We start from the raw sequence: 24,578 nt of genomic DNA, 5'->3' as shown, positions 1-24,578 counted from the left end.
GCTGGAATTGCTACAGGGTGATGTCTATATTTATTTGCTCCCAGCGTAACCGCTATGAGTCAGTGGCGTTGGCGGTAGCGTCTCTTCCTAGAAGGCATCGCTTGAGGAATGCGCTCACAATGAATGATAGTATCAAGGTAATTCATCATGACGAATTACACGATTTAATAAGCGTGGACAGTCCCAGTTTACCTAGATGATACGTAAACATGAGCAATACAGGGCGTAAGAAAAAACTGGCATCTTTCAACTGTGACCAAAGGATATGGGAGCAGTTTATCGCCTGTTGCAACTCGAAAGGAACAACGGCAACAGCCACGCTGATCGGATTTATCGAACTCTACTTAGAAGATTACCAAGATAAGCTCGATGCAATAGGTGGTAATGATTTAGACGAACGCCTAGAATCAAAGATTAAGGCAAGTGTAAAAAAATACTTAGTTGCTAGTAACAATATTAACAGCAGTCCTACCAATGAAACGATAAAAGCTATTTGCTCTAGACTTGATAAGCTCGAGTCAGAGTTTTTAAGTGAATCTAATAGCAACCAAACCACAGCAATTGATGATTTAGAACAAAAAGTGGAGGGGGTGACAGCTCGAATGACACAGTTGGCTGAGGCGATTATAAAAATTCAAAACTATCTCAACAACCAACAAAAGCGGGGCCAAAAATCGTACTACAATAATTCATCCTTCAAAGTGCATACTCCCCGAATGCAACCATTAACTGAAGAAGGTTTAGCCAAGAGACTTGGTGTAAGTCCTGAAAGTGTACGCAAGGAGCGAATTAATCTTCCTCCACCGCTTTTTGTAGCATGGTGTAAGGGCAAAGATAGAGCAGGATTAGGGTGGGAATTTAACGAAAATACGGGATTATATCAGCCAGCAAGTTAGTATTTTGGTAAGGATTCAGCACTCAGGAGCCAGAATTCTCACGTATTTTAATTAATTTCAACTTGTCGCGGCGAATGTGCGCGGGATCTGCTGCTGCTGCTGTTGCCAATTTTCATTTTTTAAAATGTAATAATTTCACAACCTGATAGCAATTCGTCATAGACAGTTAGTTGTTGTGTTTTTAAGTGGTTTGGCAATGAATCGTCATCAAAAGTCAAAGTGACGATATGAGTATTCTTGATGCTAAGAGATGATTTGGTGATATCGGTTATTGCCGCACTCATACCGCTTCGAGTGCCGATTAAATACCTTACTGATAGCCCGATTTTTAACTGTGCTGCTGGAATAGCCATAGATTTTAAAAGTGTGAGTTAAGCTTGAATATATGGAAGCTCCCGGTTCAAGTGCCTTTTCCGGTGGCGATGGCGTAACCGCCCACCGTAAAGGTTAGAAGAGATTTATTGGTTGCGGAGAACTGCATCAATTGCCGAATCAATTAACTCAACTGAAGAAGTTTCATAATGATAAGTCTTAAAGCGAAACTTGCCGACAAGTTCGGGTTGCTTTGAAGGACGATAACCAAATTTGGACTCATACATTTGTAGTGCAAGACTACCAATAGTTGTCATCTGTCCTTGTGTAGCAGTCAATTGGCGTTGTTGGAGTCTAGAAGCGATGGTTAGAGTAGATGCTGTTGTTGGAGATTTGGTGGCGTTACCTAATCTGCGCCAAATATTTGCTAATTCATTAGGGGGTGAAATGAGTAAATTGGTAAGCCCAGTAAAGCGTTTAGCGGGCTTATCTGTGGCGACAGCAATATTTAATGCAAGAAGTTGACCAACAGCAATAAATGTACCCATTGCACGGGTCATGGTGGTATAAAGCAATTGGCGGGTTAGCATTCGGGAGTTAGAGGTGAGTAATGGAAAAATCACATAAGGAAATTCACTACCCTGGCTCTTATGGCAAGTAATACAAAAGGAATGCATGATTTGCTCAAAGTCACTCCTGTAATAATCAACTCGCGCGCCGCCTTCCCAATCAATTGTTAGCAGTTCATGGCGAGGGTCTACAGCAATAATTCTGCCCATCTCCCCGTTCATTACTGGTGGGACAGTTTCATAACGGTTTTTCAGTTGGATAACGCGATCGCCAACTCGGTAGATGACAGAGCCAGAAACAACTTCTGCCTGATTCTCAAGTTTTGGGTTGAAAATAGGGGCAAGAAGCTTATTAAGGTTGTTCACGCCTGCTAGTCCCGATTTTTGGGGTGCTAATACCATGAGTTGTTGATTTAAATCCACATTTTCTTTGCTCATGGCTAGAGCTAAAGAGACAATAGTGTTAGCGGTTGCTTGTGGTGAAGGAGTTTCTAGCATGGCGCAGTCGCTTACATCCATCCACTCTTGGGGCTGATGAAACTTGTGCAATGTCGGCACTGTACCCAAATTTACGTCGGTAGCTGCATAGATAATTAAACTCTCGTGTCGCTGCCGATAAATGGTTTGCAATCTTGTTGTTGGTATAAGATCCGAATGAAGCAAATCTCGTAGCACCATTCCGGCTCCGACACTGGGTAATTGGTCAGAGTCTCCTACCAACAAAATTTGGGTTTTGGCTGGCACTGCTTTGAGTAGAGAATTAAACAGGAATATATCTACCATTGAAAATTCATCAACAATCAGCCAGTCGAGAGCAAGCAAATTCTCTTCGTTATAAAGGAAAGCTTGCCCAACTCCCTGCCACTGAAGTAGACGGTGAATGGTACTTGCTTCCATGCCTGTGGCATCTTTGATTCGGTTAGCAGCTTTTCCAGTGGGGGCGGTAAGAGTAATAGTTGCCCTAATTGAAGTCAACCATTCCACTAAAGTTTTCAGAACATGGGTTTTGCCGCGACCAGGGCCACCAGTAATAATGCTGATTGGATGTTTAGCTGCCATGACCAAAGCACTAAGTTGTTCATCGCTCAAGCGTGAGAGTTGGCGATAGTCAGTTGCTTGAAGATTGCTTAACCAGTGTTCAAGATGTTCTTTCGGACGAGTCGGTTGATTCAGGTGAGCTTGGATTTTTAAAGCCACAGAAAGTTCAGCACGGTAAACAGCTTTCAGGTAAACGCTCTCTCCACTCTCACCAGAAATTAAAGTTCCCTTATCTATTAACTTAGCAAGAATAGTACTTAAAGATTGAATATCAGGTGTATGCTCCCTATGGTTGAGCGCATCCATAGCGGCGGCAAGCAATTGCGATGATGGGAGAAAACAATTGCCTTCTTGCATTGCCGATTTCAAAACATGGATTAGAGATGAAGCATAGCGAGTCTCACTATCAAGTGAGATTCCTAAAGATATCGCTAGCTGATCAGCAGTTTTAAAACCAATACCATCGACTTCATCCGCTAGGCGATAAGGGTTGTTTTGCAGTACAGAAGAGGTTTTGTGTCCGTAATGGTCACAAATTTTTAAGGCTAATTTTAATGAAGTTCCCACAGCCAGAAGTTGAGTAATAACCCCAAAGTTAGGATTAGTTTTACTTGATGACCAAGATGAAGTAATTGCGGTGATTCGATAAGTACTAAGTTCAGGAATTGAAGCCAGTTTTTCTGGAGCATTGTCTAACACTGATAAGGTTGAAGTTCCAAAGTGTTTGACAAGAGTTTGAGCAGTTTTCTTGCCGATGCCACGAAACAGCCCACTCTCTAAATACTGCTGAATTTCGGACAAGGTTAACGATGGAAAATTCTCGACTTTAAGGAGACTCATCATGAGTTAAATCGGAGTTGAGAGATTCTGTTCTGATACAACAGTAGCGCCAAAATGTGCGTTATCGCTAATCGTCAAATGAGCAACTGTTGTTACTAACTAACTTGTTTATGGTTTTTGCCCTTTGCTCTGGTAGATGAATTTTTCGTCTGATTTTTGGGTAGTAAAGTTAAAGAGAGAGTATAATGTCCGGGTTTTCCAGAGACACTGAACCATTTATTGCTTTCCCTGCCCTTAGTGAGGGATGATTGAACTCTGCCTTTGACGACCTTTAAGACATCTGGCTCTAACTCTCCATAAAGCGTTTTGACAATAAAATCGATGTGAACAATTGTGCCAATATGTTCTGCCAATACCTGTTCAATAGCTTCCGGGCGAGACAGCGATTGAAAAATAGGCAGCATGGGGATCTCGGTTCCATAGAGCGCTTGCTGTTGAGTTGATGTTTCTATCGGTGGCTCTAGGAGGAATGGACTATCTGTAGCTGCATGAGATTCTTCACCTGACCAAGCTTGTATAAGTGTGAATATGTTTTGTTAAGTGGAGTCAAGCAATTGGGTTGCGACTGGTGATGTATCCTGTGAATCGTCTAATATAGGATGGGTAATAGGTTCAACATCGTCATTAACAGATTCCTCACTTAAGAATAAGAAGAAATTTTTTCCTTTTTCAGAGTTGAATTCTTCATTATCATTATCCACCTCCTCAGTCGAAGGCCAGTTAGATAATAGAGCTTCTACATGAGTGAGATTTGCTTTGGCAAGGGTATATAATTTTTCGTAATCTTCTACAAGAGGCGCGTAGTAATCTCGCAATGCTAATAATGACTCAATTGCTTTTTGGGGAGGTGATAAAGAAAAGGGGCTATTCATCAACTTTGGAGTTAACTAGACCTTGCGACACTCGTATAGTTATGAAACAACATCGAGTGAATTGGGAAAGAATTGACAGTTTCACATCTATTGTAAAGTACTTGAGCAAGTTAAAGCTCCGCTCTGCTTTTCATGTTGTCAAAGTGATTCATACTACAAGAGGATCGCGCTACCCAAAAAGCAATCGAGTGCATTCCCCCTTGGTGTTATGGGAGGAACTGCACTCGTCGAATTTTACTTATTTAAGCAGTTGTGAATTTATAAGTTTTTCCATTTCTCAAGGGTGAGACAAGGTTGTAAAGCAGTAGTAGGTATAAATCCACTGGAAGAAACACCGAAATTGTTTAAAGAAGCAATTTCGTCTTCGGCATTGTTAATGGCTACTCGTATAGCTTTGGTTTTATCTTCAGGAGAAAGTTTATCAATTTTAGCGCTGTCAGGTTTTGGAAGGGCAGAACCTTGTCTGAGTGAAAATTCGTTTATTTTGTAAAACTGATCTCCTCCTTGGGGTTTACCCAATAAGAGACAACCTTTAGATTTAACAAACAAACCAACATTTTGCATACTGAAAGCAAAATTAGGTTTACTGACAAACTTCACCTCTTGAACAGGGCCCCAAACAAGGACGGCTTCACGAAAACCTTTAGATGCGACATCTCGACTTTCTTCACAGCCGCTGTGGTTTCGCCCTGGAAAACCGTCACTACAAACTTTCCAATTAACTCTATACAGATCGGGAGTAGTATCAACAAATTTTTTAACAACAGATGCTTCTGCTTTTTGCTTTGCTGCAATCAACTCAAGTTCTGTTTCTTTGGCAATCTGTTCAGGCGTTTTACTCTGGCAAGAGATGATACCACCACCGACGAGCAAAGCTAAAGTGATGGCGATTTGTGAAGTTTTGAAAAGCATACTATTCTCGCTTAATAGCTAACTATTTATTCTCGGAAAAACTGGATAGTAAAAAAGCTAAATTTAGTTTGATTTGGAAAACTAATTTGATGTATTTATGAAATCAATGAGAGCTAAATTTCATTCTAAATAATATATAATAATTTGATTTCAAATAGCAAGCTAAAACTAGCAATTAACTATTAAAAAACTTGAACTTTTGCAATGAATCTATTTTGAATCAGGCAAAAGGGCTAATTCTATAACAGGATGTCAACAAAAAGCAATAGCCAGAAGTACGATATTTTTTTAGACTTCGAGCGATTCCTTTGAAGTGGGGGAATATGCCATAGTGTCTAAGTAAGACTTCAGCATGGGCAACACTCATTCTGGCAAAGTGAATTCTGATTAAAACAGAATACATGCGTCAAACAATTGGAGATTGCCGATTGGAGATTGGAGATTGGAGATTGACTACACCCACTCTTGGATGCAGCTTGAGGATAAGAGAAAAGTAGATTTTAGATTCATTCCTGCCCCTTGCGGCGGGGCTTGTACCAAAAACTTCAATCTGCAATCTGCTATCTTCAATCTCCAATCTTCTCTGTCAGAATTCAGAAAATAAGTATAAATTCTATACGAATTGCGGGTGAAGAAAGGGGTTTAAAACCCCCACAAAACAAGAAAATTTAGTGGTCTTAAATCAGTGATGGATCTGAATTCTCCATTGATTTATTCTGACGGAGTGAATTCTGACGGAGTGAATTTTGATGTATTTAATGTATCTTCTTATAGTAAAAAGTTAACTTTTGCAGTAAGAGGAGGGAGAACAAAAAAGTTAGTAGAGAAATGGTAGAAGTTTGGCGATATTGGGAATTTGAGCATCCATCAAGTTCTGTAGTAAGAGTGATAGCAACACCAACAGGGCTAGAGTTATTTGCAGTGGATGTATTGCAAATAATAGCTCCAATTTTAATTGATGATTTGGTGAGGTCAATAGAAGTTCAGAAACGATTAGTGATGATGGAAAATAATCAAGTGAGTTTGGTATCAACACTCAGCGCTCTATCGATTCACTCATTAATATCACGAACAAGTGTAGTAGAACACAATGTAGTCAGGCAATTTATGCAATGGGTAAGAACAAATGTGATGCCAGTGTTTAAAAATGATGTCACGATGATTGCAATCGAGCAACCAAAATACTTATTTCAAGAAATAGATTATGATCAGAAAGATTCTTTGATAAAGTATTTGTATTTTCAAAATAGTGATTCTTGGTCATCAAATAGTATTGATTTATATTTAAAGTTTATTTTAAAAAAGCTTCCATTGCCAGCTAGCTGTCCTCAGACTATTGATTTAAATAGTATTGACTCCAGAACTAGATATTTTCAAGCATTGAAGACAGTACTAAGGTCAGTCAGCAGTTATGAATATGTTTATGAAGATTTGGTGATAAGATCGGCAAATTTGTTGATAGCTCAATCATTAGATTTATTAGTTTATTACCATTTAAATAAATTAAATGAGTCGGATCTAAATCAGGTACTAGAACAAGGATTAATATTACAAGCTCTGGGAACAATGGTTAATAAATCAATTGAGAATTTCAAGGATTTAAAACCAATGTATTTAAACCTATTAGACTACTTTTCAGCAGAGATGCTAGCACTGGAATAAAGCCCGAAACTGATTAAACATAAAATAGAGGAGAAAATCAGATGACAGATATTTTAAACGATGAGGCGGAGATCCTTAACGGAGTAGAAGAATTACTCTTAGTAACAGATGAAACAACAGAAGCAGAAAGCACAGAAGATATACAGCAGATGCCAGGAGCAGTAACCATAGGTGAAAAAACAGAAGCAGAAAATACAGTCCTGCTACAAATAAAAACCGCAGTCACCAATAAAAAACAGTGGAGTCGGAGATTAGTGATAGTGACAGGAGATAAAGGAGGAGTAGGAAAAAGTACTTTCGCCAGAGGATTAGCGCAAACATATTTGGATATGAAAAAAGAATTTTTGGCTTTTGATGCGGACATATCTAATTCTCATTTAAGCAGATTTTATGGGGATAAATGTTTAGTGAGAGAATTAGATTTTTTTACAGAAGGGAATGTAGACATTTTTCTAGATGATTTGAAAGAGTTAATAGAGGATAGTCTAGACACAGAAGGAGCAGTTATTCCCGGAAAGTCTTTATTCTTATTGGAATTACCACCACAGTCCATGAGAATCTTAAAAGATGTTGTACAACAAATGAAATTTTTATCTACAGTTGATGAATTATATGATATGCGAGTAACAATTGTAGTTGTAATTAGTCGAGTAATGGATTCGGTAAAGCAGTTAATAACTTTATATGATTTTTGTCAAGACCAAGTAGATTATGTCGTAGTGAAGAATTTGTTCTTCGGTTCGCCAGAAAACTTTGTCAGATATAAAGAATCCTCAGATATAACAGCGATGAAGGATATATTAATAGAAAGTAATATTCCATTTTTAGAAATAACGATGCCAGATTTAATAGAACATGCTTATGATTATTTAGACAAAAATAGCTTGACATTTAATCAAGGAATAGAGCAAAAAGAAAAGCCATCAGTGAAAGGAAGGGTAAGTACTTGGATTAGCAAATTCAAGGAACAAGTTTGGTTGGCAAAAAGCATTTTAGGATTAGAAAATGTCCCCCGTTTATAGACGTGTAGTTATGACTGTAGGTGACTCGCGTGTGGGAAAGTCTACAGTTATTAAGTTATTGATTGAACTATTCCTTAGCCGACATCAAGCTGTTAAGATTTATAACCATGACAACCGTAACAAGTTCAAAGCTTATGCAGGAATAGTGCCAATCTATTGCTTAAATTTTTTCACAGACAACCCGGATTTGGTATTAGACGATTTACTTAATCACTCATTAGATGTGATTTTTGTAGATATGCCGGGACAGTATATCCAAGAAACCTGTAACTACATATATGAGGCAGATTTTTTTACTGTTTTGGCTGAACTCAACTGGAAACTAACATTCTTACAGCCAATTTCCCATAGAAGTGATTGCATGGAATATTTCTTGCAGCTATTAGATTTTGCAACGGACAATGCTAATTATGTCATAGTCAAAAATCAACATTTTGATACGAGGTTTAAAGAGTATAAGCAATTAATACAGCAAAAATTGCCATTGGTTGGGGGCACAGAAATTATATTAACAGCCTTGCACAGAGATCATTATCAAGCAATGGAGGATTTAGCCAAACCTTACTCACAATGTTTTCATGAGCAATCCCTATATGTGTTGTATCGCTCATATATTTATCATTGGCTAAAAAATTTCTTTGAGAGTGTAAAAAATAATCAAGTCGCAAGTATTTACTTAGGAGTATCAGCAGGTGAGAACATCAGAAATATTGCAGGGTTATTCTGAAGCCGAACAACAGAGGATCGTTGAAACAGCGCAGCAACTGGGGTTAGCAGAAGATGACCCGATGTTTCAAGTCATGGCAACGCTTGGCAGATATGAAGAGACAATGATTTCACTGCAAGCACGAATGGAGGCAATGATTGAAGCTTGGGTACTAACAGTCGAAGAGAAAGTGGCGAATACTTCTAAAACAGCCCAATCAATGAACAACACTGTAGTCAGTAATGCTGTGCGTGATGTCTTAACTGAACAAATACCGAAGCTGATACAAGCATCAACATCATCTGCATCCTCGACATCATCGCCACCAAAAGAGATGCGATTATCTACAGGAAATTCTCGGATGCATTTTTGGTCTATCTGCGCTCTGGTAGGAGGAGTGACAGCAGCCGGTGCGATGCTTGCTTCATTTACGACTTGGAACGTGATGACTAACTTGGGCCAAAATCAATCAGTCATCTTGTCAAACAACGACCTGAAGATTTTACAATGGGTAAAATCTAGCGAAGGTAAGCAAACTTATAAGCTCTTTGTTGAGAATCAACAAACTCTGGCTGCTTGTCAAGAAGAAAATCGCTTGAAAGGATATTGCTTGATTCAAATGCAAAAGAACAAGAAATAATGAACTACCCAATAGCTCTCCAGTCTTGCGGCGAAGGTTCTAGGTAGCCAAAACTTTGAGCTTTAAGAATGGCATTGACCCGATCCCTAGCTCCCAACTTGAGAAAAAGGTTGCCAGTGTGGGATTTGACTGTGCTAATACTGATAAATAGTTGATTAGCGATTTCCTTATTGGAGCAGCCACTAGCAATTAATTTGAGAATTTCAATTTCTTGAGTTGTAGGTAACTCGTTGTACTTTTTGCCTTTAATTTTTGTACTCTGACGATGGTTCAATTCCAGAAATCTCTTGATAATCGCTTGGTCAAGATATTCTTCGTTTCGATAGATACTACGGATAGCGTTTTTAATCGACTCGATCTTGGTTGTCTTTAAGAAATATGAATCAGCACCACAGGCAAAAGCTTCGTTAATCACATTTTGACTAGAATAAGCGCTGAGGATAATAACTTTGGATAGAGTGTGCTTCTTAATCCTGGTTGCAATTTCCAGTCCGTTGATATCTGGTAGCCCAATATCAAGTAAGACAATATCAGGATTTGTTGACTGGACTAACTCTAATCCCTCCAATCCACAGCTAGCCTCACCGCACAGTTCCATGTCTGATTCTTGTGCGATCGCCGTTCTAATGCCAAGTCTACACAGTTCTTGGTCTTCAATTACTACTATCCGAATTGTCATGATACTCATATTTGCACCAAGAGTTAATCTTTAACTTCTCCTATTTTTATATCATAAATGTTTTAATAAAAGCATTAAAATTGAAGTATATATATTTTAATATATTCCCAAAGTAGGGGAGTGCAAACATTTCTAAATAACTGGATTAAACAAAAAGTAATTAAGGTAGATATCAGGGAGATCCGCTATAATTATAAGTAATAAGTTTTGCTAAAAAGCAGTTTAATAGAATAACTTATATCCTGATAAGGAGTGTTTATATGTCCCAAAGAGAATTAAGAAATAAAATTAATATTTCTGCCTTGGTACATGACGTATCCAATGCAGTGGTTAATGAATCAATTGTTTTGAAGCAAATGATAGATGGAGAGTACGGAAGCAATCTCCAAGAGATAAAAACAATCCTAATATCCTTATGGCAGACTAATAACAGAGTGATTCAACTGATAGACATGTATCGAAATCATCAATCAAGAGATAGACTTATTGGTTTAAATCCATCCTTGATTCATGAATTTGATTTTGGCGACTTATTGAATAATTTATATCAAGAGTATATGCCAAAAGCTATTAATCGGGGTTTAAAATTGCACTACAAGACTTGTACAAAATATGTACATGGAACTAGGGTGAAAGGAGATGCAACACATCTTTACAGAATGTGTTCAAATCTACTTAAAAACGCCCTCTCATATACAAAGACAGGTGATATATTCTTGCGATTGTTGAACCAGGGTGATGACTTGGTAGTTTTAATTGAAGACACGGGCATTGGTATTGGATCAGAGGATTTGGCGAATATCTTTCTACCTTTTTATCGTGGGACTATTTCTTCACCTGGCTCCGGGTTAGGATTGTATATTGCAATGATGGTAGCTTATTCTCATGGGCTGAAACTGTCTGTAGATTCTGTTGTTGGTAAGGGGACGATATTTACAATAAAATTTCCCTATCAAGTAAACAATTTTTATGGGGTAGATGCTACAATCCCGAAAAAGCCGAAATTGACTCATGCGCTACCTGGACGACACTAAGCTATGGGATAAGATAGAGTATGTAGGTGGATGTTTGATATTTGGTGGGCTGTTTCTTGCTGCCGTTATCACATTCAGCACTGATATATTTGAAGCCACATTTTACATATTTCTTGCAACAATAATTGCTCCTTTTGTGAAAATAAATCCAATATTAAGACGGTATGTCTTAATCAGTGGATTTATATTTGGATTACTAATGGGGTATTTTAAGTAAGTGTGAGGAGTGTGGGAGGTGTGGGCAAGGCGGCCGCATTATGTCAATAAGTAAAATTTATTCTCAATAGAGCGAAAATAATGTCATTAAGTCTTGCTTATTGCGAAAATCTTAGGCGTAGGGAAAGCCCGCACTTCTCTACGAGACGCTGCGCGAACGGCTGCGCTCAGTGACCACCGCAGGCATCGCTTTGGTCTTAAAAAATAATCAAGCGCAAAAGGAAAGATTTTTTCGTTGATTCTTAACCTTCGTTGTGATCAAGAGTAATTTAGATGCGTTTTCCCTGTCTAGCCTCCTAGTTCGGAATTATCATCTTTATCAAATGAGAATTCCTGAGTTTTATCGGTTTTAATAGATGATGGTTGAGATTGTTCTTTTGCAATTCGCTGCTGATTAAAAGCAACGATTTTTTGTGCTTCTTCGGTTGAGAGGTTATTTGAAGTAATTGTAAACTCGTTAGTGTGGTCTTTATATGCAGCAAAAGCTTTTTGATTGGATTGGGTTTTGCGGTTAATATTGATAAACTGTATACCTTCTTTAATAAGTAATTGAAGTCTATAAAGAACGCCTTCATAAACGCGGCCTTCATTTTTAGTATCTTGACCTTTAGCAATGATAGTTTGAACAACGGCAGGAATCAGGGACTTTTTGCTAAAGTCATCGCCTTGATAAAGTTGTGACTGCTCACCCAAAGTTAGTTTAGCATTGGGGTCTTTTTGAAATCGCTCACGAAAACCTTCATTACCTTGGTTTGCTCCAGATGTCCATCTGACAGAACTCTCCAGTAAGTTCCAAATTTCAGCTAATGCTGGATGAAGTGGTAAAGGAATATCACGAGTTGCGTGGGCATTAGCAGCAGAATTAATTGTTGGGATTTGAAGTTTAGTTGCCAGCAGCCTGAGTTTGTCAATTTCTAAGGAGGTAATAGCCATAGAATGAACTTGATGATTCATTTGTTCATCAGTTCGGCTCAATTCTAAATGTACAGCAACTCTAGTAGTGCCGTTATGTTCAGTTTTTAAAAGCTTGATATCACCACTATTTTCATTATTAGAAGTATAAGTAATCCGATAATTACCTAATTCTAAATCGTGAGAATTAAAGGTTTCTAGGGTATTTGTAAGTATTTTGAAGATTTCTAAAGATTTAAAACTTTCAAGAATTTTATGAGTGCCATCAGGAGAAAGAGAACTTAGGGTGTTAGCAATTTTCCTGGGGTCTTCATCAAGGTCAGGTAGCTCTTTACCTTGTTTCAAGGTATCTGCAACCATTAAAAACTCTTGCCGCTCTATGGGTAAAAATTTATCTTGAGGTCTTTGAGTAATATTAATATGATATTGTGAGGCTTCAAACTCCATAATTGGATTATCTAAGTTTGTCGCCTGACGACGATGAATACTATAAGTAGATTGATTCTTTTTAATTAGGAAAGTATCGGCACGGTAAACTGTAGAGCCATCATCTTGTTCAACACCATAAGTCTTCACAAGCTCTCTAGCAGCAAAGGCAATGTCTTGATTTTGTTTAGCTTCTAAAAACCTTCGAGGGATTGTTTGTTTATAAACTGTTACCTGTTTGATATTGACCCAACTGTTACCAGTAGGTATGCTGTTAGATGACAACAAATCCTTGTTGACACTAGAGGGTTTTTCAACAAAAGTTTTGTTATCCTCTATGGTGTCAGAAATAATTTCGGATTGGCGACGACGGCGTTTCAATAGGTCTAATTCATCTAATTCATCTAATTCGTCTAATTCATCGACTGATATTGATTCCGTGTTTTGTGAGTTATGAGTGCTGCTCTGTTCTGAAGGCGGACTAACTTGAGATTGAGGGGCTTCGGGAATAATTACTCGAGCATTTGTTTGGGAATTAGTTTGTGAAAGAGGCGCAATTTTTTCCTTTATTTGTTGGGTTAATAATGCCTGTTGTATTCGTATGGATTTGATAATAGCAGCATACAGAGGGCGAGTATGGGATAAAGGAGATAGAGGACGCAGGGGAGTCAGAGAGGCTTTGGGAATAATTACTCGATCATTTGTTTGGGAATTAGTTTTTGGAAGAGGTGCAATTTTTGACTCTGTTTGTTGGGTTAATAATGCCTGTTGTATTTGTATAGATTTGATAGCAGCATACAGAGGGTGAGTACGGGATAAAGGAGGTAGGGGAGATAGAGGAGGTAAGGGAGATAGAGGACGCAGGGGAGTCAGAGAGGCTTCGGGGCATCTGGATTCATCACTTGTTGTAAGAGATTCAGGGAGTGTGGGAGGTGTGGAAGTTGTGGGAGTTGTGGGAGGTGTGGGAGTTGTAGCAGGTGTGAGGAGAATCTCACTTCTTCCCACACTCTTAAGCTTTAACTCTTGTCCATTTTTGAGAAAAATAAATTGTCGCAGGTCAGGCAAAGGGTTATTTCGCTGCCAATCTTCAAAAGAAACCGCTAAGGCTTTGAGCTTTTCATAAACGGCTGCCCCAAGCGCTGCAATGAGATCGTCAACACCTTTTTCTGGCCCGGGTAAAGTGATTATTTTGACAACAGCGCCATGATTGACCAAAAGTTGACTAGTTTTAATCAAAGCTTTGCCGACGTTGACTTGAGTTTTACTTTTGGAATCATGGTCAAAGCAGATTCTGATTTCTCTGTCTGGAGTCGCAAACATGGCAATTTCTGAGCGTAATTTGCTCTCGATTGGATTACCTTGGTCATCTTTGGAGCGATATGCAGCATTAACCCCTGGCAAGCCGATGGCAGCATCTCCTTGAGTCAAAATACTCGCAGCTTTCTTAGCGCCTTCAACAATGGTTACTGGTATATTGTGTTTCCACACAGAATACCAAAAACCTGATTGGCGATCGCTTAGGCTAGGATTAACGCCAGCTTTGGAGTAGATAAATTCAGCAATGGCTTTTGGTACTTCTAGTAAGAAGATACTAAGTTCATCTTTGTAGGGATGTTCATATTTGATAAATTTCCCAGGTTTTTGGGCATCAGGTCTAGGAGAATCAGGTTTGTAACAGCCCCAAAGTTTTACTTTCGGCTGATCCCCAGGTAGTAAATCACAGAAAGTGCGGGGGTCAACACCACCATTACACCACCAGCCATCAGTAGAATCAAGATATGCGTAAACTTGGAGAGTTTTATCAGTTAAACGACCAGCATTTTTACGCTCAATCTGGTCACTATACATTAGGGGTTGCTGAAAAAAAAGAAAAGGTTACAGTCTCTAGATTATCAGACCAAAGAAAGATATTCAGGTGCAAGAGTTGAGGGTAAAATAACCCAAAATCCTTGCATCACCGTGACTAGCAGGACTAAAGTGTGTCATTAGTAACCATGTACCGAAAGCAGGAGCAAACTACAATCCCACCAGAAAACTTTGAACTTCCGTTTGAAGGAAAATTATCAGAAGATAATCGTTGGGTAATTATGGCTGATTTAATACCGTGGGCGGAATTTGAAGAGGAATATTCTTCATTTTTTTCGGCAGAGATGGGAGCGCCAGCAAAATCATTTCGGGTGGCATTAGGCGCATTAATAATCAAAGAAAAACTAGGAATAAGCGACAGAGAAACAGTAGAACAAATTAAAGAAAACCCTTATCTACAGTACTTCATAGGAATATCATCTTATATTAATGAAGCTCCATTTGATCCATCTATGCTAGTCCATTTTCGTGAAAGAATTAGTGCAGACTTAGTAAACAAAGTAAATCAAGAAACTGTTAAAAGGATGCTAGAGACAACATCTTCGACTTTAGCAACTGAATCAACTGAATCAACTGAATCAACTCAAAAAAAAATAGAAGAATTAGAAAAAGAAGATAACACGCCGAAAAATCGGGGAAAATTAATATTAGATGCGACTTGTGCGCCAGCAGACATCAGCTATCCAACAGATTTCGAGCTATTAAATCAAGCAAGAAAACAGACAGAACGAATAATAGACCTTCTTTATGAACAGATAAAAGGTACATTAGAGAAAAAACCAAGGACTTATCGGGAAATAGCGAGAAAAAACTACTTAGAAGTCGCTAAAAAACGTCGTGTATCCCAAAAAGATAGGAAAAAAGCGATTAAAAAGCAGCTTCAATATATCAAAAGAAACTTATCTCATATTGACCAGCTAATCAGATCGGGAGCAACTCTAGAAAAACTAAGTACTAAACAATATAAAATGTTGCTTGTAGTTGTAGAAGTTTATCGTCAACAACTATGGTTGTATGAAAATAAAAAACAGAGTATTGATGACCGAATCGTTAGTTTAAGCCAACCACATATCCGCCCAATTGTCCGTGGAAAAGCTGGGAAAGCCGTGGAATTTGGGGCAAAATTATCAGCTAGTTATTTTGATGGGTATGTATTTTTAGACCATATTAGTTGGGATAATTTTAATGAATCAGGAGACTTAAAATCACAAGTAGAAGCATATAAAAACTATACTGGCTATTATCCAGAATCGGTTCATGTAGATAAAATTTATCGCACAAGAGAGAATAGAGCTTGGTGCAAAGGAAGAGGTATTATCATGAGTGGTCCTCCTTTGGGAAGACCACCAGCCAATGTTAGTAAAGAAAAAAAGAAACAAGATTTAGAATCTGAGAGAATTCGTAATTGTATTGAAGGAAAATTTGGGCAAGCTAAAAGAAGGTTTAGCCTCAATCGAGTGATGGCGAAACTTTCCCACACTTCTGAAACTGCAATTGCTATTACTTTTCTAGTGATGAATCTTTCTACTCACCTGTCGCGGGTGTTTTATGCTTTTTTATGTCTATTTTTGAAAACTGCACCTTTTTTGCAGTTCCGTATAACTGAAAATTATGATTTTATTAGTTATAAACAAGAAAAGCTTATCTTTGATTTTGCTTGAATAACTAGTCAACCCTTAAGATTGCTTTTTCATACTTTTTCAGCAACCCCTACATTAAGTATTCCCAAGACTCATGGCACTGCTCTATGGAGTCATAATACAAAGACTTAAAATTGGCAGATACTATTAGAGGATGAATCGCGCTATTAACTACCAGTTCATGCCAGTGTTTATGCTCAATATTATTTGTCCGTGAATTAACGAATTCATCCATTTTAAAACTCTATTTCGGAGCGAGAATCATCAGAAGTTAAAGAATTGTTTGTCCGAGAGCCGATTGGAGATGTATTTGTTGATAATGATTCTGTAGAAGCTGGCGACTGTTGATGAGCGTTTGTATTTGCTAAGGATTCTTCTACAATTTTTTCTATTTTTTGGGCTTCTTCTGCATCTACAGGTACAAAGTTATTAGTTTTGGGATCTACTTTTGCCCAAGAATAACCTCCACCTTGATCAAGTTTAAGAGCATAAGTGTCTTTTCCTAGTTCAAATCTTGCTTTTTTATTCCATTGTTCTACGGTGTCAACGCAAACATATTTGATTAAAGGTGCTATGATATTTCTGGCAAAATAATCACTGCTTTTAGCGTAACTAGAAATTAGTTGTGAATGCCGTTCATCAAACATAAGTCACCCCCACGGCTGGATTCAGTTTTAATAAGGTTGGTTAAAGATTTTTGTAAAACATCATACTGCTGCGATTTAGCACCGAGACAATTTAAGTCAATCACTTCCCCCGATGGCATCACCCGATTAAAAATAAGATGGAATTCTAAAGAGTCTTGATGAAATTTCAGGAAAGTGACATATTGCAAATCATCCCAGCCGATGCCTTGGATATATTCATTGAGAATTTGTTCAGAAACATCCGGTGATAAATTAATCGGGAAACCTTTCAAAGTAATTTGAACATAAATTCCGACCTTTTTTAATCTTGGTCTTTGTTTACTTAAAACGTGATAAGTATTAATGACCCAAGCGGGAGCATGAATGTTAACGAGATTGCCAGAGCTAATAGTCAATGTCTGCATTAATTGATTAATTATCTCAAAATCAGAGAGGGCATATTCCTTAATCATTATTCTCATTATTTAGTACCTCTGGAATTTGGTTCTGAGCATTTTCGTCCAGGATTGATTTAATTTCTCCAACGCTCAAAACTTTATTATTAGGATTGTTGTCTTGTGTAGCAGGTGGAGGGAAACGATTATTGACATCGTTCACTCTCAAATCTAAGTCGTACTGAGTCGGATATCTCTGTGTACTTTTCCGAGCTAATTTACTGACAACTGGTTTCCATCTTTTTTCGTTGTATCTGTCGATGTCGCGGAGAATTTGAGGAATGTTGATGTTTTTTAACTGAGGAACTGACCCCTCTTTCTTATTGGAGTATGCAGGATTTATAAAAACACACTTCCCGGCTGGTAGTTTTAAAAACTCTGCCGATTCAAATAGCTTTTTGGTTTTCTCTTGGTCGCTAATGGTATTATTGCTCTTTCCACCACCCGTGGATCTTGATTTATGCTTGTACCTAATTTCTTCATCTCCCAGAAACGAAGAAAACAATTGTGCTGATTCATTCTCTCCAGGATTAAAAATAAATTTCGTACTGCAAGCACCAAGGATAGTCTTAGCAACTTCCCGACCATAATTCTTTTCCAACTGCCCCATATTTTGCCAGCCGAGGATGCCGCAGAAACCCTCACTTCGTGATTCATTTAACCATCTGAATAAATCGGGCAGATACAAGGAAGGTAATTCATCCAATGCAACTATTAACGGATCTAAGCGTTTTTTGGCTATATTTCGGGCGATGGTCATGTGGAGAACGCTAGTCATCAACGGTGCAACAGCATCCCGCCGCTCTCTGTCTAAACCAAAGATAATCATTTGTTTACCTTTAATTGAGAGTGGTAAAGTCGTTTTACCAATAAAGCAACCCAGTGTGTTCTTGGCCATGAAGCGGGTAAACATGATACTAGCTGTGGCAACAATCCCGGCGACGGTTTTCTCACTCGCGGCGGAACTGAACAACTGACCAAAGGCAATCTTTACCCAAGGGTTGAGATTAGCAGACATTAACCGCGCAATCATCTGCTCACTAGACAAGATGGCAGCACTGGTCATCACATCAGCTCTATCTCCAAATTCTTTGGTTAACATCAATACAGCTTGGGTTAACTGATCCCCGGACGGGCCAAAAAATCCATCTTCATTAGAATTATTCAGAATGCGGAAGTTTTTATTGATGACCGTCGCAATTTGCCGAGCATTTTCAGCGTCAGAAGAATCTCTTAAAAAATCCAGAGGGTTACAAACTTCTGATTCGGGAAATCCAGGGGCAAAAATATGGACATCGTAGCCAAGAGCTTTAGCATAAGCAGCAATTTTCGCCTGAGATGGATACTTAAAGTCATATAGTAAAATAGGAAAGCCTTGGTCAATTGCGGAGAACAACATGGGATTAATGGCACTGAAAGTTTTCCCACTTCCGGGTGCGCCAATGGCAGCAGTTCCCCTTTGTACGGATGGTACATAAATCGGTACTCCTCCACTACCAATTTGCTTTTTTGCACCTTTGAATTGATGTCTGCCAATATACAAAGCGACACTATCACATCGGGGATAGGCTATTTGTTGCAATGCTTTTTTCTTAGCTGTACTGCTCTCCTTTCTGCCTCCCCAATAGCTAGTAGCAATCTTCTTTTTACTACTGCCATCGCCCAAAAAGACTCTCATTAAAATGTAAGCACCAACTAAACTTAAAACTGTCAGTCCATTTGGTGTAAACAAAGCATTGGTATACTTGCCAATGCTGTCAGAGCAATTACCAATTCGCAATTCGCAATTCGCAATTAGTACCCTATCTCTGAAGGCAGGGGCTTGAAAATTGATGCTATGCATTTTTTAATCTTCCATTAATAAATTAAATTTGCTCTGTATCCTAACGGCTCAATTATTTAATTACGTCCGCAATTGCGAATTGCGAATTGCGAATTGCGAATTGTTCTGGTTGATTACTTGGCCAAGTAGTCAAATTATTGCTCATAACGTAACAATTCAGGAGTAATAATAGTTAATTGGGGACGGAATGGCACTCTTGTTAAGCGTAAATTATTGATGTTCCTGGCTAGGTTTCACATGAATCTTAGTGCCATTCAATCGGGGACGCTAGAAGGACTACCAAAAATAATTGGGTCTTTTTCATGGTAAGTAATGAATGGTACTGGCCCGATAAAATAGGGGGTACAAGTCCGACCAACAAAAGGAATAGTCTTGCAGAAACGGAAAAACATAGCAGTGTTAACGGAACCGCTAGATTCATCTATATCCCAAACAACTTGTTTAAATGATTTACCAAAGGGATGACGACCAGTTGGCTCAAGGCCACCATTAGCTACAGCTAAAATTCCATAGCCACCTTTGACTTTCTGAACTTTACCCGAAATCCATTGCGCTCCAGTGGTCAGGCCTTGACCTGAAGCTTCAAAGTGGACGCAATTATGGGACTTGCAAGGGACATTAAAACCCTCTTGATAACTGCCAGAAATGCTGCGAATCCGATTAGCTTCTATATCTCCCAATGGCAAATCTACTTGACCAATAAAAGAAAGATCCGGCTCTGGTACGCTAGGAAAATTATTCCAAGATAAATCCTTCAATCCGGGGATGTCTGAAATTAGAGTATCTTGCCAATTAGCAAATTCATCAAATGATGAGTTTTCAATTCCCGGAATCGATGTCAGCTTGTATTTAGACAAATCAATTTTATTACCCAGAGGGATATTGTCTAAGTTGTAATAATTAGCAACATTACCAATTCTTTGATTAGTGCTGATACCCATTTGGCGAAAAAAGTCAGCTATTGGTGCTACATTCCTGGCTGATTGATTAGCTAAATCAGGTATAGCTTTGACTAAATCGCTAAGAGTTTGAGTTTTGATGATTCCAAAATCGTCAAGTTTTAAACCATCTAAATCAATAGCTAATGCCTGAGATATCGCCTTGAGGTTAAGCTTTTCAATATTCAGATTAGCATCTTCAAAATCTCCAAGCTCCATAAAATCGCCAATACTTTGTCCAGCTTGCCAAGTTCTAGTCTGATTCCCTCGGTCAGTCGGGTAAGTCACATGACCAGATTCAGATACAATCATGTCTTGAAACTTCATTTTTGACCAGTCTGGAATCAAGCCATTGTTGCTACTGACAAATGGGACTTGTGCCGAGGCTTTGGGCAGTATAAATCCAATTACCTGATTCATAATTCCATATTTCCAAAAACTGTGAATAAACAATCCTCCGAGCAATCCAAACAATATTAAATAGCGAATCGTGTCAAAACTAATTTTGGGCGAACGCTTTGATGATTTCATATTTGTCCAAGCTCAATTAATTTGTTAACTAATTTAAGTGAAACACCAGCTTGAAGAGCAGCAGTAGGCATTTGCTCTCCAGCTTGAAAATGAGTCAAGAATTGCTCAATCCGATTGTGAAGTTCATCAGATGAGGAGAGCAAACCATTACTAATCGCTACTCTCATCCCCACTCTGATTTGTTTTATGGTGTTGATAGTTTGTACTAGTGGCGATAATCTCGGTCGTGTTACCAGAGAAGATGGCTTATCCGAGATAATTGACACTTGACTGTATTCAGGACGGGAATTAGATGGGGTAACTTGAAAGTGGTAAACTTTGCGTGAGCCAGAAGCAGTTTGAGTAATCACTGTAAGCAAAGTTGCACTTGTTTGCGGCAGTCCTGGAACCGGAACCTTTTTAATCCGGCGTAAGTGAAGTAATCCAGCACTACTGTTTTGACAGTTCTGGTCGATTCCCTCTAAACAACCATCAGTGTCAATCAAAACTTGGGAGGGATCGTCAATCCACACCCGCTTCACCATCTCTAAGACTTCATAAAATGAAATTGATACGCCTGAGCCATTCCAGACCTTAATTTTTTGCAGCTTGGCAGTACTGCCACTAACCTGAGATTGCTTTATGGTGCGGACTGTACTTTGAGCATAGGTTTTGACTGGAACTAGACACACTGCCAAAAAAGCAGCAACTCCAAGGTGGAACGCTGCCACAAGGTTTAACTTCTTCATGGCAACTCCAGAGAACGGTTCACCAAAAAGGTAATCTTCGTTCCTTGTGGGATATACCAAACATTGGTCCGAGGGGTGATTTGTTGGTTAGAAGTTTCTGCACGACGAGTAATGGTGTCACTAAGCTTGCCAAAAGCACCTTGCAAGAATGCCCCGCCAATATTGCGCTGGCTGTTTGAAGTCGTGCTAGAGCTAAATGTCCCAGTAGCAGAATTAACTACACTGGTACCCGAATCAGATTGATTCAGGATTGCTCCTACTTGACCCAAACCACTGACTAATGCCACAGTCAAGTCAGAACCTCCGCCTTTGTGATCTTGGAACTGTTTAGCTAACAAGGGTTTGCCGCCTTCTCCTAATACAGAAATTGCACCGCTACTAATTGGGTACTCAGTGTTATCTTTGATAATGCTCGTGACTTGCACACTTACATAAGAGCCACCATTAACCTGTAGGGGTTCAACGGTAAATATTGTGCCTTTATGAATTGCCACATTTCCATAGTTGTCATGCAAATCAGCCGTTAATCTAGCAACATAGCGTTTACTATCATCTGGATTTTGCTGTTGTTGGAAGCGATTTTCGCTTTGCTGCTTGATGACTGAAGTCACTAAAATACCATTTGCGAATTCCCCAACAACTAAATAGCGAGTTTTACGCTGTTGCAGAATTTGGTTTTCTTGAGGCAAGTAATTACCATCTGCTATTTGTTTATCAGATTTAGAATTGGCTGACCAACGAGGGCGAATTTTCTCAATTTCTGTGGGTGTACTGTTGAAAAAGTTAGGGCGTGTTTGCTGTGTCGTATAACCACTATTGGGTGGCTGTACTTGAATTCGTGTTGTATTCGGCGTTTGAAAGGATGTTGCCTCTGCTGATATCTGCTGGTTATTTGAAGTAGGTGTATAAGCGATTTTTCCGTAAGATCCTAAGCTGCGAAGTCGATTAAATTCAGCTATCACGTCTGTTGGCGTTTCTGTTATCGGCGTAACAGTCCTAACAGGATTACTAATTCTTGGCAATATTTGATTACGAGGTGATGATGAAATAGTCGAGTTAGTTCTACTCGGAACGTAATCTCGTCTAGGATTAGGACTTTGTGTTTGTGCTACAGGTCTAGCTGTTGGTGTTGATGGCGAAGCTGCAACACTTACAGGTTTATTATTAATTTTAACTTCCTCCTGACTCTGATTAATCTTATTTAATTCATCTTCTTGTTTATTCAAGGCTAATTTGGCATAGACATCACCATCTTGCTGCTCGACTTTCTCCAAAGCTGGGGATGTTTTATCAGCTTTAGCAGTTATCGCTTCTGGACTTCTACCAGGATTGAAAATGCCATTGAGAAAATAAAAGATTACTAAAAACCCGAAGCCAAAAGGAATAGCGATTATCCCCAATCTTGACCAAGGAGAAGTACTGACAGTGTGCTTGGTAATCGATGGAAATTCTTCAGAGTCTTCCGGCTCCGGCTTTTCTCTCCTTTGTCCATCATTTGTATCCTCTGAAAATCTCAAGATTTGATCTATAGTCAAATTCTGGTGTTCGTTTTTTAGTGACATAATTATTAAGGTTTTAAATCATTGATTTGTGTAATTTCTAAACCAGCGCTACGAGCTTCATAGATTTTCCGAGAAAGTTCAGTGAGAGCAGTAATTTCTCGTGGCGTATTCACTGCTTCTACAGTTACAGTCTTATTGAAGGTAATTCCCTGTCCCGTATTATCAGAAGTTGTAAAAGTCACAATAGTTGCGACGATATCTACTTGCCAGACCCCATCTCTAATTAATCGCGGCTCTCCAATATAACGAGGAATTAAAGATGCTTGCATATTTCCTTCAAATATTTTGCTGGGGGTGAGTTGTGCCAGCTTTTGTAAAAACGCTACTCGAAAGTTCTGATTTTCACTAATTGCAAAAGCAGCTTCATAAGCCTTAGTCGTAACTTTCTTTTTTCCACTTACTGCATCAATATCTATCCCTTTGTCTTGCTTGGTAATTGGTTCTCCCTTGTCGTTGTAAATTTTAACTAATCCATCCCAGCTAAACATTCTAGTAAACGTATCGCCAACAAACTTCTTAATTACTTCTGGCGAACGTTGATTTTCGTCTACTGATTTAGCAGTAATAGTTTTGCCATCATCTAACTGTACTAAAGCTAATTGCTTTTTACTTAATCCTCTGATTGCTCCATAATTGAGAAATTGCAATAATAATGAAAATATTGCACAAGAAAATCCTACTAATGAAATGATTCCAATTCTTGTCGGGACTGATTTATTAAATTGCAGTAGCTGTAATCGCTCTGGTTTTCGGTTTTTCGTGTTGACCATATCTCTTATTTTCTAGACTTCGCCAAACTAACACCTCTAGTGATTATTGCAATGCCTGCTTCTGCAACAATCGCACCATAAGTCTCTGAGGCTCTATTAATTTGTTGTAGCAGCGCTAAACCACCACCTGCGGCTAATCCCGTAGCCAAGAAGGGAGCGCAAATCCCAATTGTAAACAGGAAGAACATGGGTTGATCTGCTTGAGAATCAGAGATTAGTTGTCCAGCAAAACCAACAATCATGTTAAAAGAGAGTTTACCTATACCAATACTGAAATAACCAATCAGCCAAGTGTAAATTGATTTCGCTCCATAAGGTAATAAAGAACCTCCGACAGCAAGCGGGCCGAGAAATGCTGTAACTAACATTGTTAATTCAATTGCCCATTGATATGAGGCATTCATCTCTTGCGCTTGCTCCCCCAGGTTTGAAGCGTCTTGAGCCGTTTGTGTAGTTTGATCAATTTTGTTGGCAGTATCTTGCTGACCAAGTTGCCCTAATACACCAGAGACTGATGCTTTAGTAATTTCTCGCTGTAAGCCTTGTGCTTGTGTTGATGCTGTTGCCCAATCCGAGTTGGATGCTAACGATACTTTCAAACGCTGACCACTTTCAACTGGATCTGGCGCACCCATTACACCAGTAGCACCATTAATTGCGGAATTAGCATCCTCTTGGGCTGCTGCCCACAAATTATTAATTTTATCAGAAGCTATACTGCTAATTTGGCTCATTTCGCTCTGAATCTGATTCCTAATTGAAGCTAAAAAAGTATTTAGGTCTAGTGATAGCCCATAACTCGGTGCAGTAATTAATAAACTTGTAACTCCACTAGATATAATGACAGTTAGACTAATCTTTTTAAGTCCCTTCATCCTGAAAT

Annotated in this window: 22 protein-coding genes; 7 read left to right on the top strand and 15 right to left on the bottom strand. The window is 38.8% G+C overall.

Features of this window, described 5'->3' with window-relative positions; genetic code table 11:
• The first annotated feature begins 209 nt into the window (after positions 1 to 209).
• Positions 210 to 896, top strand: coding sequence for an MPN domain-containing protein (locus CDC33_RS33485; protein ID WP_109012952.1), 687 nt, complete (start codon positions 210 to 212; stop codon positions 894 to 896).
• Positions 897 to 1,015: 119 nt separating this feature from the next.
• On the opposite strand, the gene CDC33_RS33480 is transcribed toward CDC33_RS33485, so the two are convergent.
• From CDC33_RS33480 to CDC33_RS33460, 5 genes are all read right to left on the bottom strand, one after another.
• Positions 1,016 to 1,249, bottom strand: a complete 234-nt coding sequence (locus tag CDC33_RS33480; protein WP_109012951.1) for a hypothetical protein — start codon at positions 1,247 to 1,249, stop codon at positions 1,016 to 1,018.
• A gap of 105 nt (positions 1,250 to 1,354) precedes the next feature.
• Complete coding sequence (gene recD2 / locus CDC33_RS33475) at positions 1,355 to 3,658, bottom strand: SF1B family DNA helicase RecD2 (protein WP_109012950.1); 2,304 nt, start codon at positions 3,656 to 3,658, stop codon at positions 1,355 to 1,357.
• Positions 3,659 to 3,750: 92 nt separating this feature from the next.
• The gene (locus CDC33_RS33470; protein ID WP_109012949.1) at positions 3,751 to 4,059 is read right to left on the bottom strand and encodes a hypothetical protein; all 309 of its coding nucleotides are present in this window, start codon (positions 4,057 to 4,059) and stop codon (positions 3,751 to 3,753) included.
• Positions 4,060 to 4,191: 132 nt separating this feature from the next.
• Entirely contained in the window at positions 4,192 to 4,527 is a 336-nt protein-coding gene (locus tag CDC33_RS33465; RefSeq protein ID WP_109012948.1) for a hypothetical protein, read from the bottom strand.
• A gap of 258 nt (positions 4,528 to 4,785) precedes the next feature.
• Positions 4,786 to 5,439: a hypothetical protein gene (locus CDC33_RS33460; protein ID WP_109012947.1), complete on the bottom strand. Its 654-nt coding sequence runs from the start codon at positions 5,437 to 5,439 to the stop codon at positions 4,786 to 4,788.
• Positions 5,440 to 6,267: 828 nt separating this feature from the next.
• Here CDC33_RS33460 and CDC33_RS33455 point away from each other — a divergent pair.
• From CDC33_RS33455 to CDC33_RS33440, 4 genes are read left to right on the top strand one after another with little or no spacing between them, the layout of a single operon-like run.
• Complete coding sequence (locus CDC33_RS33455) at positions 6,268 to 7,101, top strand: hypothetical protein (protein WP_109012946.1); 834 nt, start codon at positions 6,268 to 6,270, stop codon at positions 7,099 to 7,101.
• Between the two features lie 41 nt (positions 7,102 to 7,142).
• Positions 7,143 to 8,123 (top strand): nucleotide-binding protein, encoded by a 981-nt coding sequence (locus CDC33_RS33450; protein ID WP_109012945.1) that lies wholly within the window; start codon positions 7,143 to 7,145, stop codon positions 8,121 to 8,123.
• Positions 8,107 to 8,850, top strand: a complete 744-nt coding sequence (locus CDC33_RS33445; RefSeq protein ID WP_109012944.1) for a P-loop NTPase family protein — start codon at positions 8,107 to 8,109, stop codon at positions 8,848 to 8,850. Before CDC33_RS33450 ends, CDC33_RS33445 begins: the two co-directional genes overlap by 17 nt.
• The gene (locus tag CDC33_RS33440) at positions 8,816 to 9,469 is read left to right on the top strand and encodes a DUF6753 family protein (RefSeq protein ID WP_109012943.1); all 654 of its coding nucleotides are present in this window, start codon (positions 8,816 to 8,818) and stop codon (positions 9,467 to 9,469) included. Before CDC33_RS33445 ends, CDC33_RS33440 begins: the two co-directional genes overlap by 35 nt.
• 4 nt (positions 9,470 to 9,473) lie before the next feature.
• Here the strand turns inward: CDC33_RS33440 and CDC33_RS33435 are convergent, their stop codons facing one another.
• Complete coding sequence (locus CDC33_RS33435; RefSeq protein ID WP_219930130.1) at positions 9,474 to 10,148, bottom strand: response regulator; 675 nt, start codon at positions 10,146 to 10,148, stop codon at positions 9,474 to 9,476.
• 260 nt (positions 10,149 to 10,408) lie between these two features.
• On the opposite strand from CDC33_RS33435, the gene CDC33_RS33430 reads away from it, so the two are divergent.
• Entirely contained in the window at positions 10,409 to 11,182 is a 774-nt protein-coding gene (locus CDC33_RS33430; RefSeq protein ID WP_109012941.1) for a sensor histidine kinase, read from the top strand.
• A 504-nt stretch (positions 11,183 to 11,686) separates the two neighbouring features.
• Here the strand turns inward: CDC33_RS33430 and CDC33_RS39990 are convergent.
• On the bottom strand, positions 11,687 to 14,584 hold the full coding sequence (locus tag CDC33_RS39990) for a DUF3854 domain-containing protein (RefSeq protein WP_219930129.1): 2,898 nt from the start codon (positions 14,582 to 14,584) through the stop codon (positions 11,687 to 11,689).
• Positions 14,585 to 14,730: 146 nt separating this feature from the next.
• Between CDC33_RS39990 and CDC33_RS33415 the strand changes: the two genes are divergently transcribed.
• Positions 14,731 to 16,263 carry an IS5 family transposase gene (locus CDC33_RS33415; protein WP_109007337.1) on the top strand — a complete coding sequence of 511 codons (1,533 nt, stop codon included), beginning with the start codon at positions 14,731 to 14,733 and terminating at the stop codon, positions 16,261 to 16,263.
• A gap of 215 nt (positions 16,264 to 16,478) precedes the next feature.
• On the opposite strand, the gene CDC33_RS33410 is transcribed toward CDC33_RS33415, so the two are convergent.
• The 8 genes from CDC33_RS33410 to CDC33_RS40840 form a co-directional block, all read right to left on the bottom strand.
• Positions 16,479 to 16,889 (bottom strand): hypothetical protein, encoded by a 411-nt coding sequence (locus tag CDC33_RS33410; protein ID WP_109012939.1) that lies wholly within the window; start codon positions 16,887 to 16,889, stop codon positions 16,479 to 16,481.
• On the bottom strand, positions 16,862 to 17,350 hold the full coding sequence (locus CDC33_RS33405) for a relaxase/mobilization nuclease domain-containing protein (RefSeq protein ID WP_146195904.1): 489 nt from the start codon (positions 17,348 to 17,350) through the stop codon (positions 16,862 to 16,864). Before CDC33_RS33405 ends, CDC33_RS33410 begins: the two co-directional genes overlap by 28 nt.
• Positions 17,334 to 19,166 (bottom strand): type IV secretory system conjugative DNA transfer family protein, encoded by a 1,833-nt coding sequence (locus tag CDC33_RS33400; protein ID WP_109012937.1) that lies wholly within the window; start codon positions 19,164 to 19,166, stop codon positions 17,334 to 17,336. The genes CDC33_RS33405 and CDC33_RS33400 overlap by 17 nt, the downstream gene beginning before the upstream one ends.
• A gap of 254 nt (positions 19,167 to 19,420) precedes the next feature.
• Complete coding sequence (locus tag CDC33_RS33395; RefSeq protein ID WP_109012936.1) at positions 19,421 to 20,635, bottom strand: hypothetical protein; 1,215 nt, start codon at positions 20,633 to 20,635, stop codon at positions 19,421 to 19,423.
• Positions 20,632 to 21,363, bottom strand: a complete 732-nt coding sequence (locus CDC33_RS33390) for a hypothetical protein (protein ID WP_109012935.1) — start codon at positions 21,361 to 21,363, stop codon at positions 20,632 to 20,634. The genes CDC33_RS33395 and CDC33_RS33390 overlap by 4 nt, the downstream gene beginning before the upstream one ends.
• The gene (locus tag CDC33_RS33385) at positions 21,360 to 22,925 is read right to left on the bottom strand and encodes a TrbI/VirB10 family protein (RefSeq protein WP_109012934.1); all 1,566 of its coding nucleotides are present in this window, start codon (positions 22,923 to 22,925) and stop codon (positions 21,360 to 21,362) included. Before CDC33_RS33385 ends, CDC33_RS33390 begins: the two co-directional genes overlap by 4 nt.
• Positions 22,926 to 22,930: 5 nt before the next feature.
• Complete coding sequence (locus tag CDC33_RS33380) at positions 22,931 to 23,695, bottom strand: hypothetical protein (RefSeq protein WP_109012933.1); 765 nt, start codon at positions 23,693 to 23,695, stop codon at positions 22,931 to 22,933.
• Positions 23,696 to 23,700: 5 nt separating this feature from the next.
• Positions 23,701 to 24,570 carry a hypothetical protein gene (locus tag CDC33_RS40840; RefSeq protein ID WP_244919482.1) on the bottom strand — a complete coding sequence of 290 codons (870 nt, stop codon included), beginning with the start codon at positions 24,568 to 24,570 and terminating at the stop codon, positions 23,701 to 23,703.
• Between the last annotated feature and the right edge of the window lie 8 nt (positions 24,571 to 24,578).

Origin of the sequence: Nostoc commune NIES-4072 (genome assembly GCF_003113895.1) — a bacterium.
Taxonomy (GTDB): Bacteria; Cyanobacteriota; Cyanobacteriia; order Cyanobacteriales; family Nostocaceae; genus Nostoc; species Nostoc commune.
Note: the sequence above shows the minus strand (reverse complement) of the source record. Positions and strands in the feature narration are given on the sequence as shown.

Coding starts and splice junctions, on each gene's coding strand:
- CDC33_RS33485 (WP_109012952.1), top strand. CDS start 210: ATGAGCAATACAGGGCGTAAGAAAAAACTGGCATCTTTCAACTGTGAC.
- CDC33_RS33480 (WP_109012951.1), bottom strand. CDS start 1,249: ATGGCTATTCCAGCAGCACAGTTAAAAATCGGGCTATCAGTAAGGTAT.
- recD2 (WP_109012950.1), bottom strand. CDS start 3,658: ATGATGAGTCTCCTTAAAGTCGAGAATTTTCCATCGTTAACCTTGTCC.
- CDC33_RS33470 (WP_109012949.1), bottom strand. CDS start 4,059: ATGCTGCCTATTTTTCAATCGCTGTCTCGCCCGGAAGCTATTGAACAG.
- CDC33_RS33465 (WP_109012948.1), bottom strand. CDS start 4,527: ATGAATAGCCCCTTTTCTTTATCACCTCCCCAAAAAGCAATTGAGTCA.
- CDC33_RS33460 (WP_109012947.1), bottom strand. CDS start 5,439: ATGCTTTTCAAAACTTCACAAATCGCCATCACTTTAGCTTTGCTCGTC.
- CDC33_RS33455 (WP_109012946.1), top strand. CDS start 6,268: ATGGTAGAAGTTTGGCGATATTGGGAATTTGAGCATCCATCAAGTTCT.
- CDC33_RS33450 (WP_109012945.1), top strand. CDS start 7,143: ATGACAGATATTTTAAACGATGAGGCGGAGATCCTTAACGGAGTAGAA.
- CDC33_RS33445 (WP_109012944.1), top strand. CDS start 8,107: ATGTCCCCCGTTTATAGACGTGTAGTTATGACTGTAGGTGACTCGCGT.
- CDC33_RS33435 (WP_219930130.1), bottom strand. CDS start 10,148: ATGACAATTCGGATAGTAGTAATTGAAGACCAAGAACTGTGTAGACTT.
- CDC33_RS33430 (WP_109012941.1), top strand. CDS start 10,409: ATGTCCCAAAGAGAATTAAGAAATAAAATTAATATTTCTGCCTTGGTA.
- CDC33_RS39990 (WP_219930129.1), bottom strand. CDS start 14,584: ATGTATAGTGACCAGATTGAGCGTAAAAATGCTGGTCGTTTAACTGAT.
- CDC33_RS33415 (WP_109007337.1), top strand. CDS start 14,731: ATGTACCGAAAGCAGGAGCAAACTACAATCCCACCAGAAAACTTTGAA.
- CDC33_RS33410 (WP_109012939.1), bottom strand. CDS start 16,889: ATGTTTGATGAACGGCATTCACAACTAATTTCTAGTTACGCTAAAAGC.
- CDC33_RS33405 (WP_146195904.1), bottom strand. CDS start 17,350: ATGAGAATAATGATTAAGGAATATGCCCTCTCTGATTTTGAGATAATT.
- CDC33_RS33400 (WP_109012937.1), bottom strand. CDS start 19,166: ATGCATAGCATCAATTTTCAAGCCCCTGCCTTCAGAGATAGGGTACTA.
- CDC33_RS33395 (WP_109012936.1), bottom strand. CDS start 20,635: ATGAAATCATCAAAGCGTTCGCCCAAAATTAGTTTTGACACGATTCGC.
- CDC33_RS33390 (WP_109012935.1), bottom strand. CDS start 21,363: ATGAAGAAGTTAAACCTTGTGGCAGCGTTCCACCTTGGAGTTGCTGCT.
- CDC33_RS33385 (WP_109012934.1), bottom strand. CDS start 22,925: ATGTCACTAAAAAACGAACACCAGAATTTGACTATAGATCAAATCTTG.
- CDC33_RS33380 (WP_109012933.1), bottom strand. CDS start 23,695: ATGGTCAACACGAAAAACCGAAAACCAGAGCGATTACAGCTACTGCAA.
- CDC33_RS40840 (WP_244919482.1), bottom strand. CDS start 24,570: ATGAAGGGACTTAAAAAGATTAGTCTAACTGTCATTATATCTAGTGGA.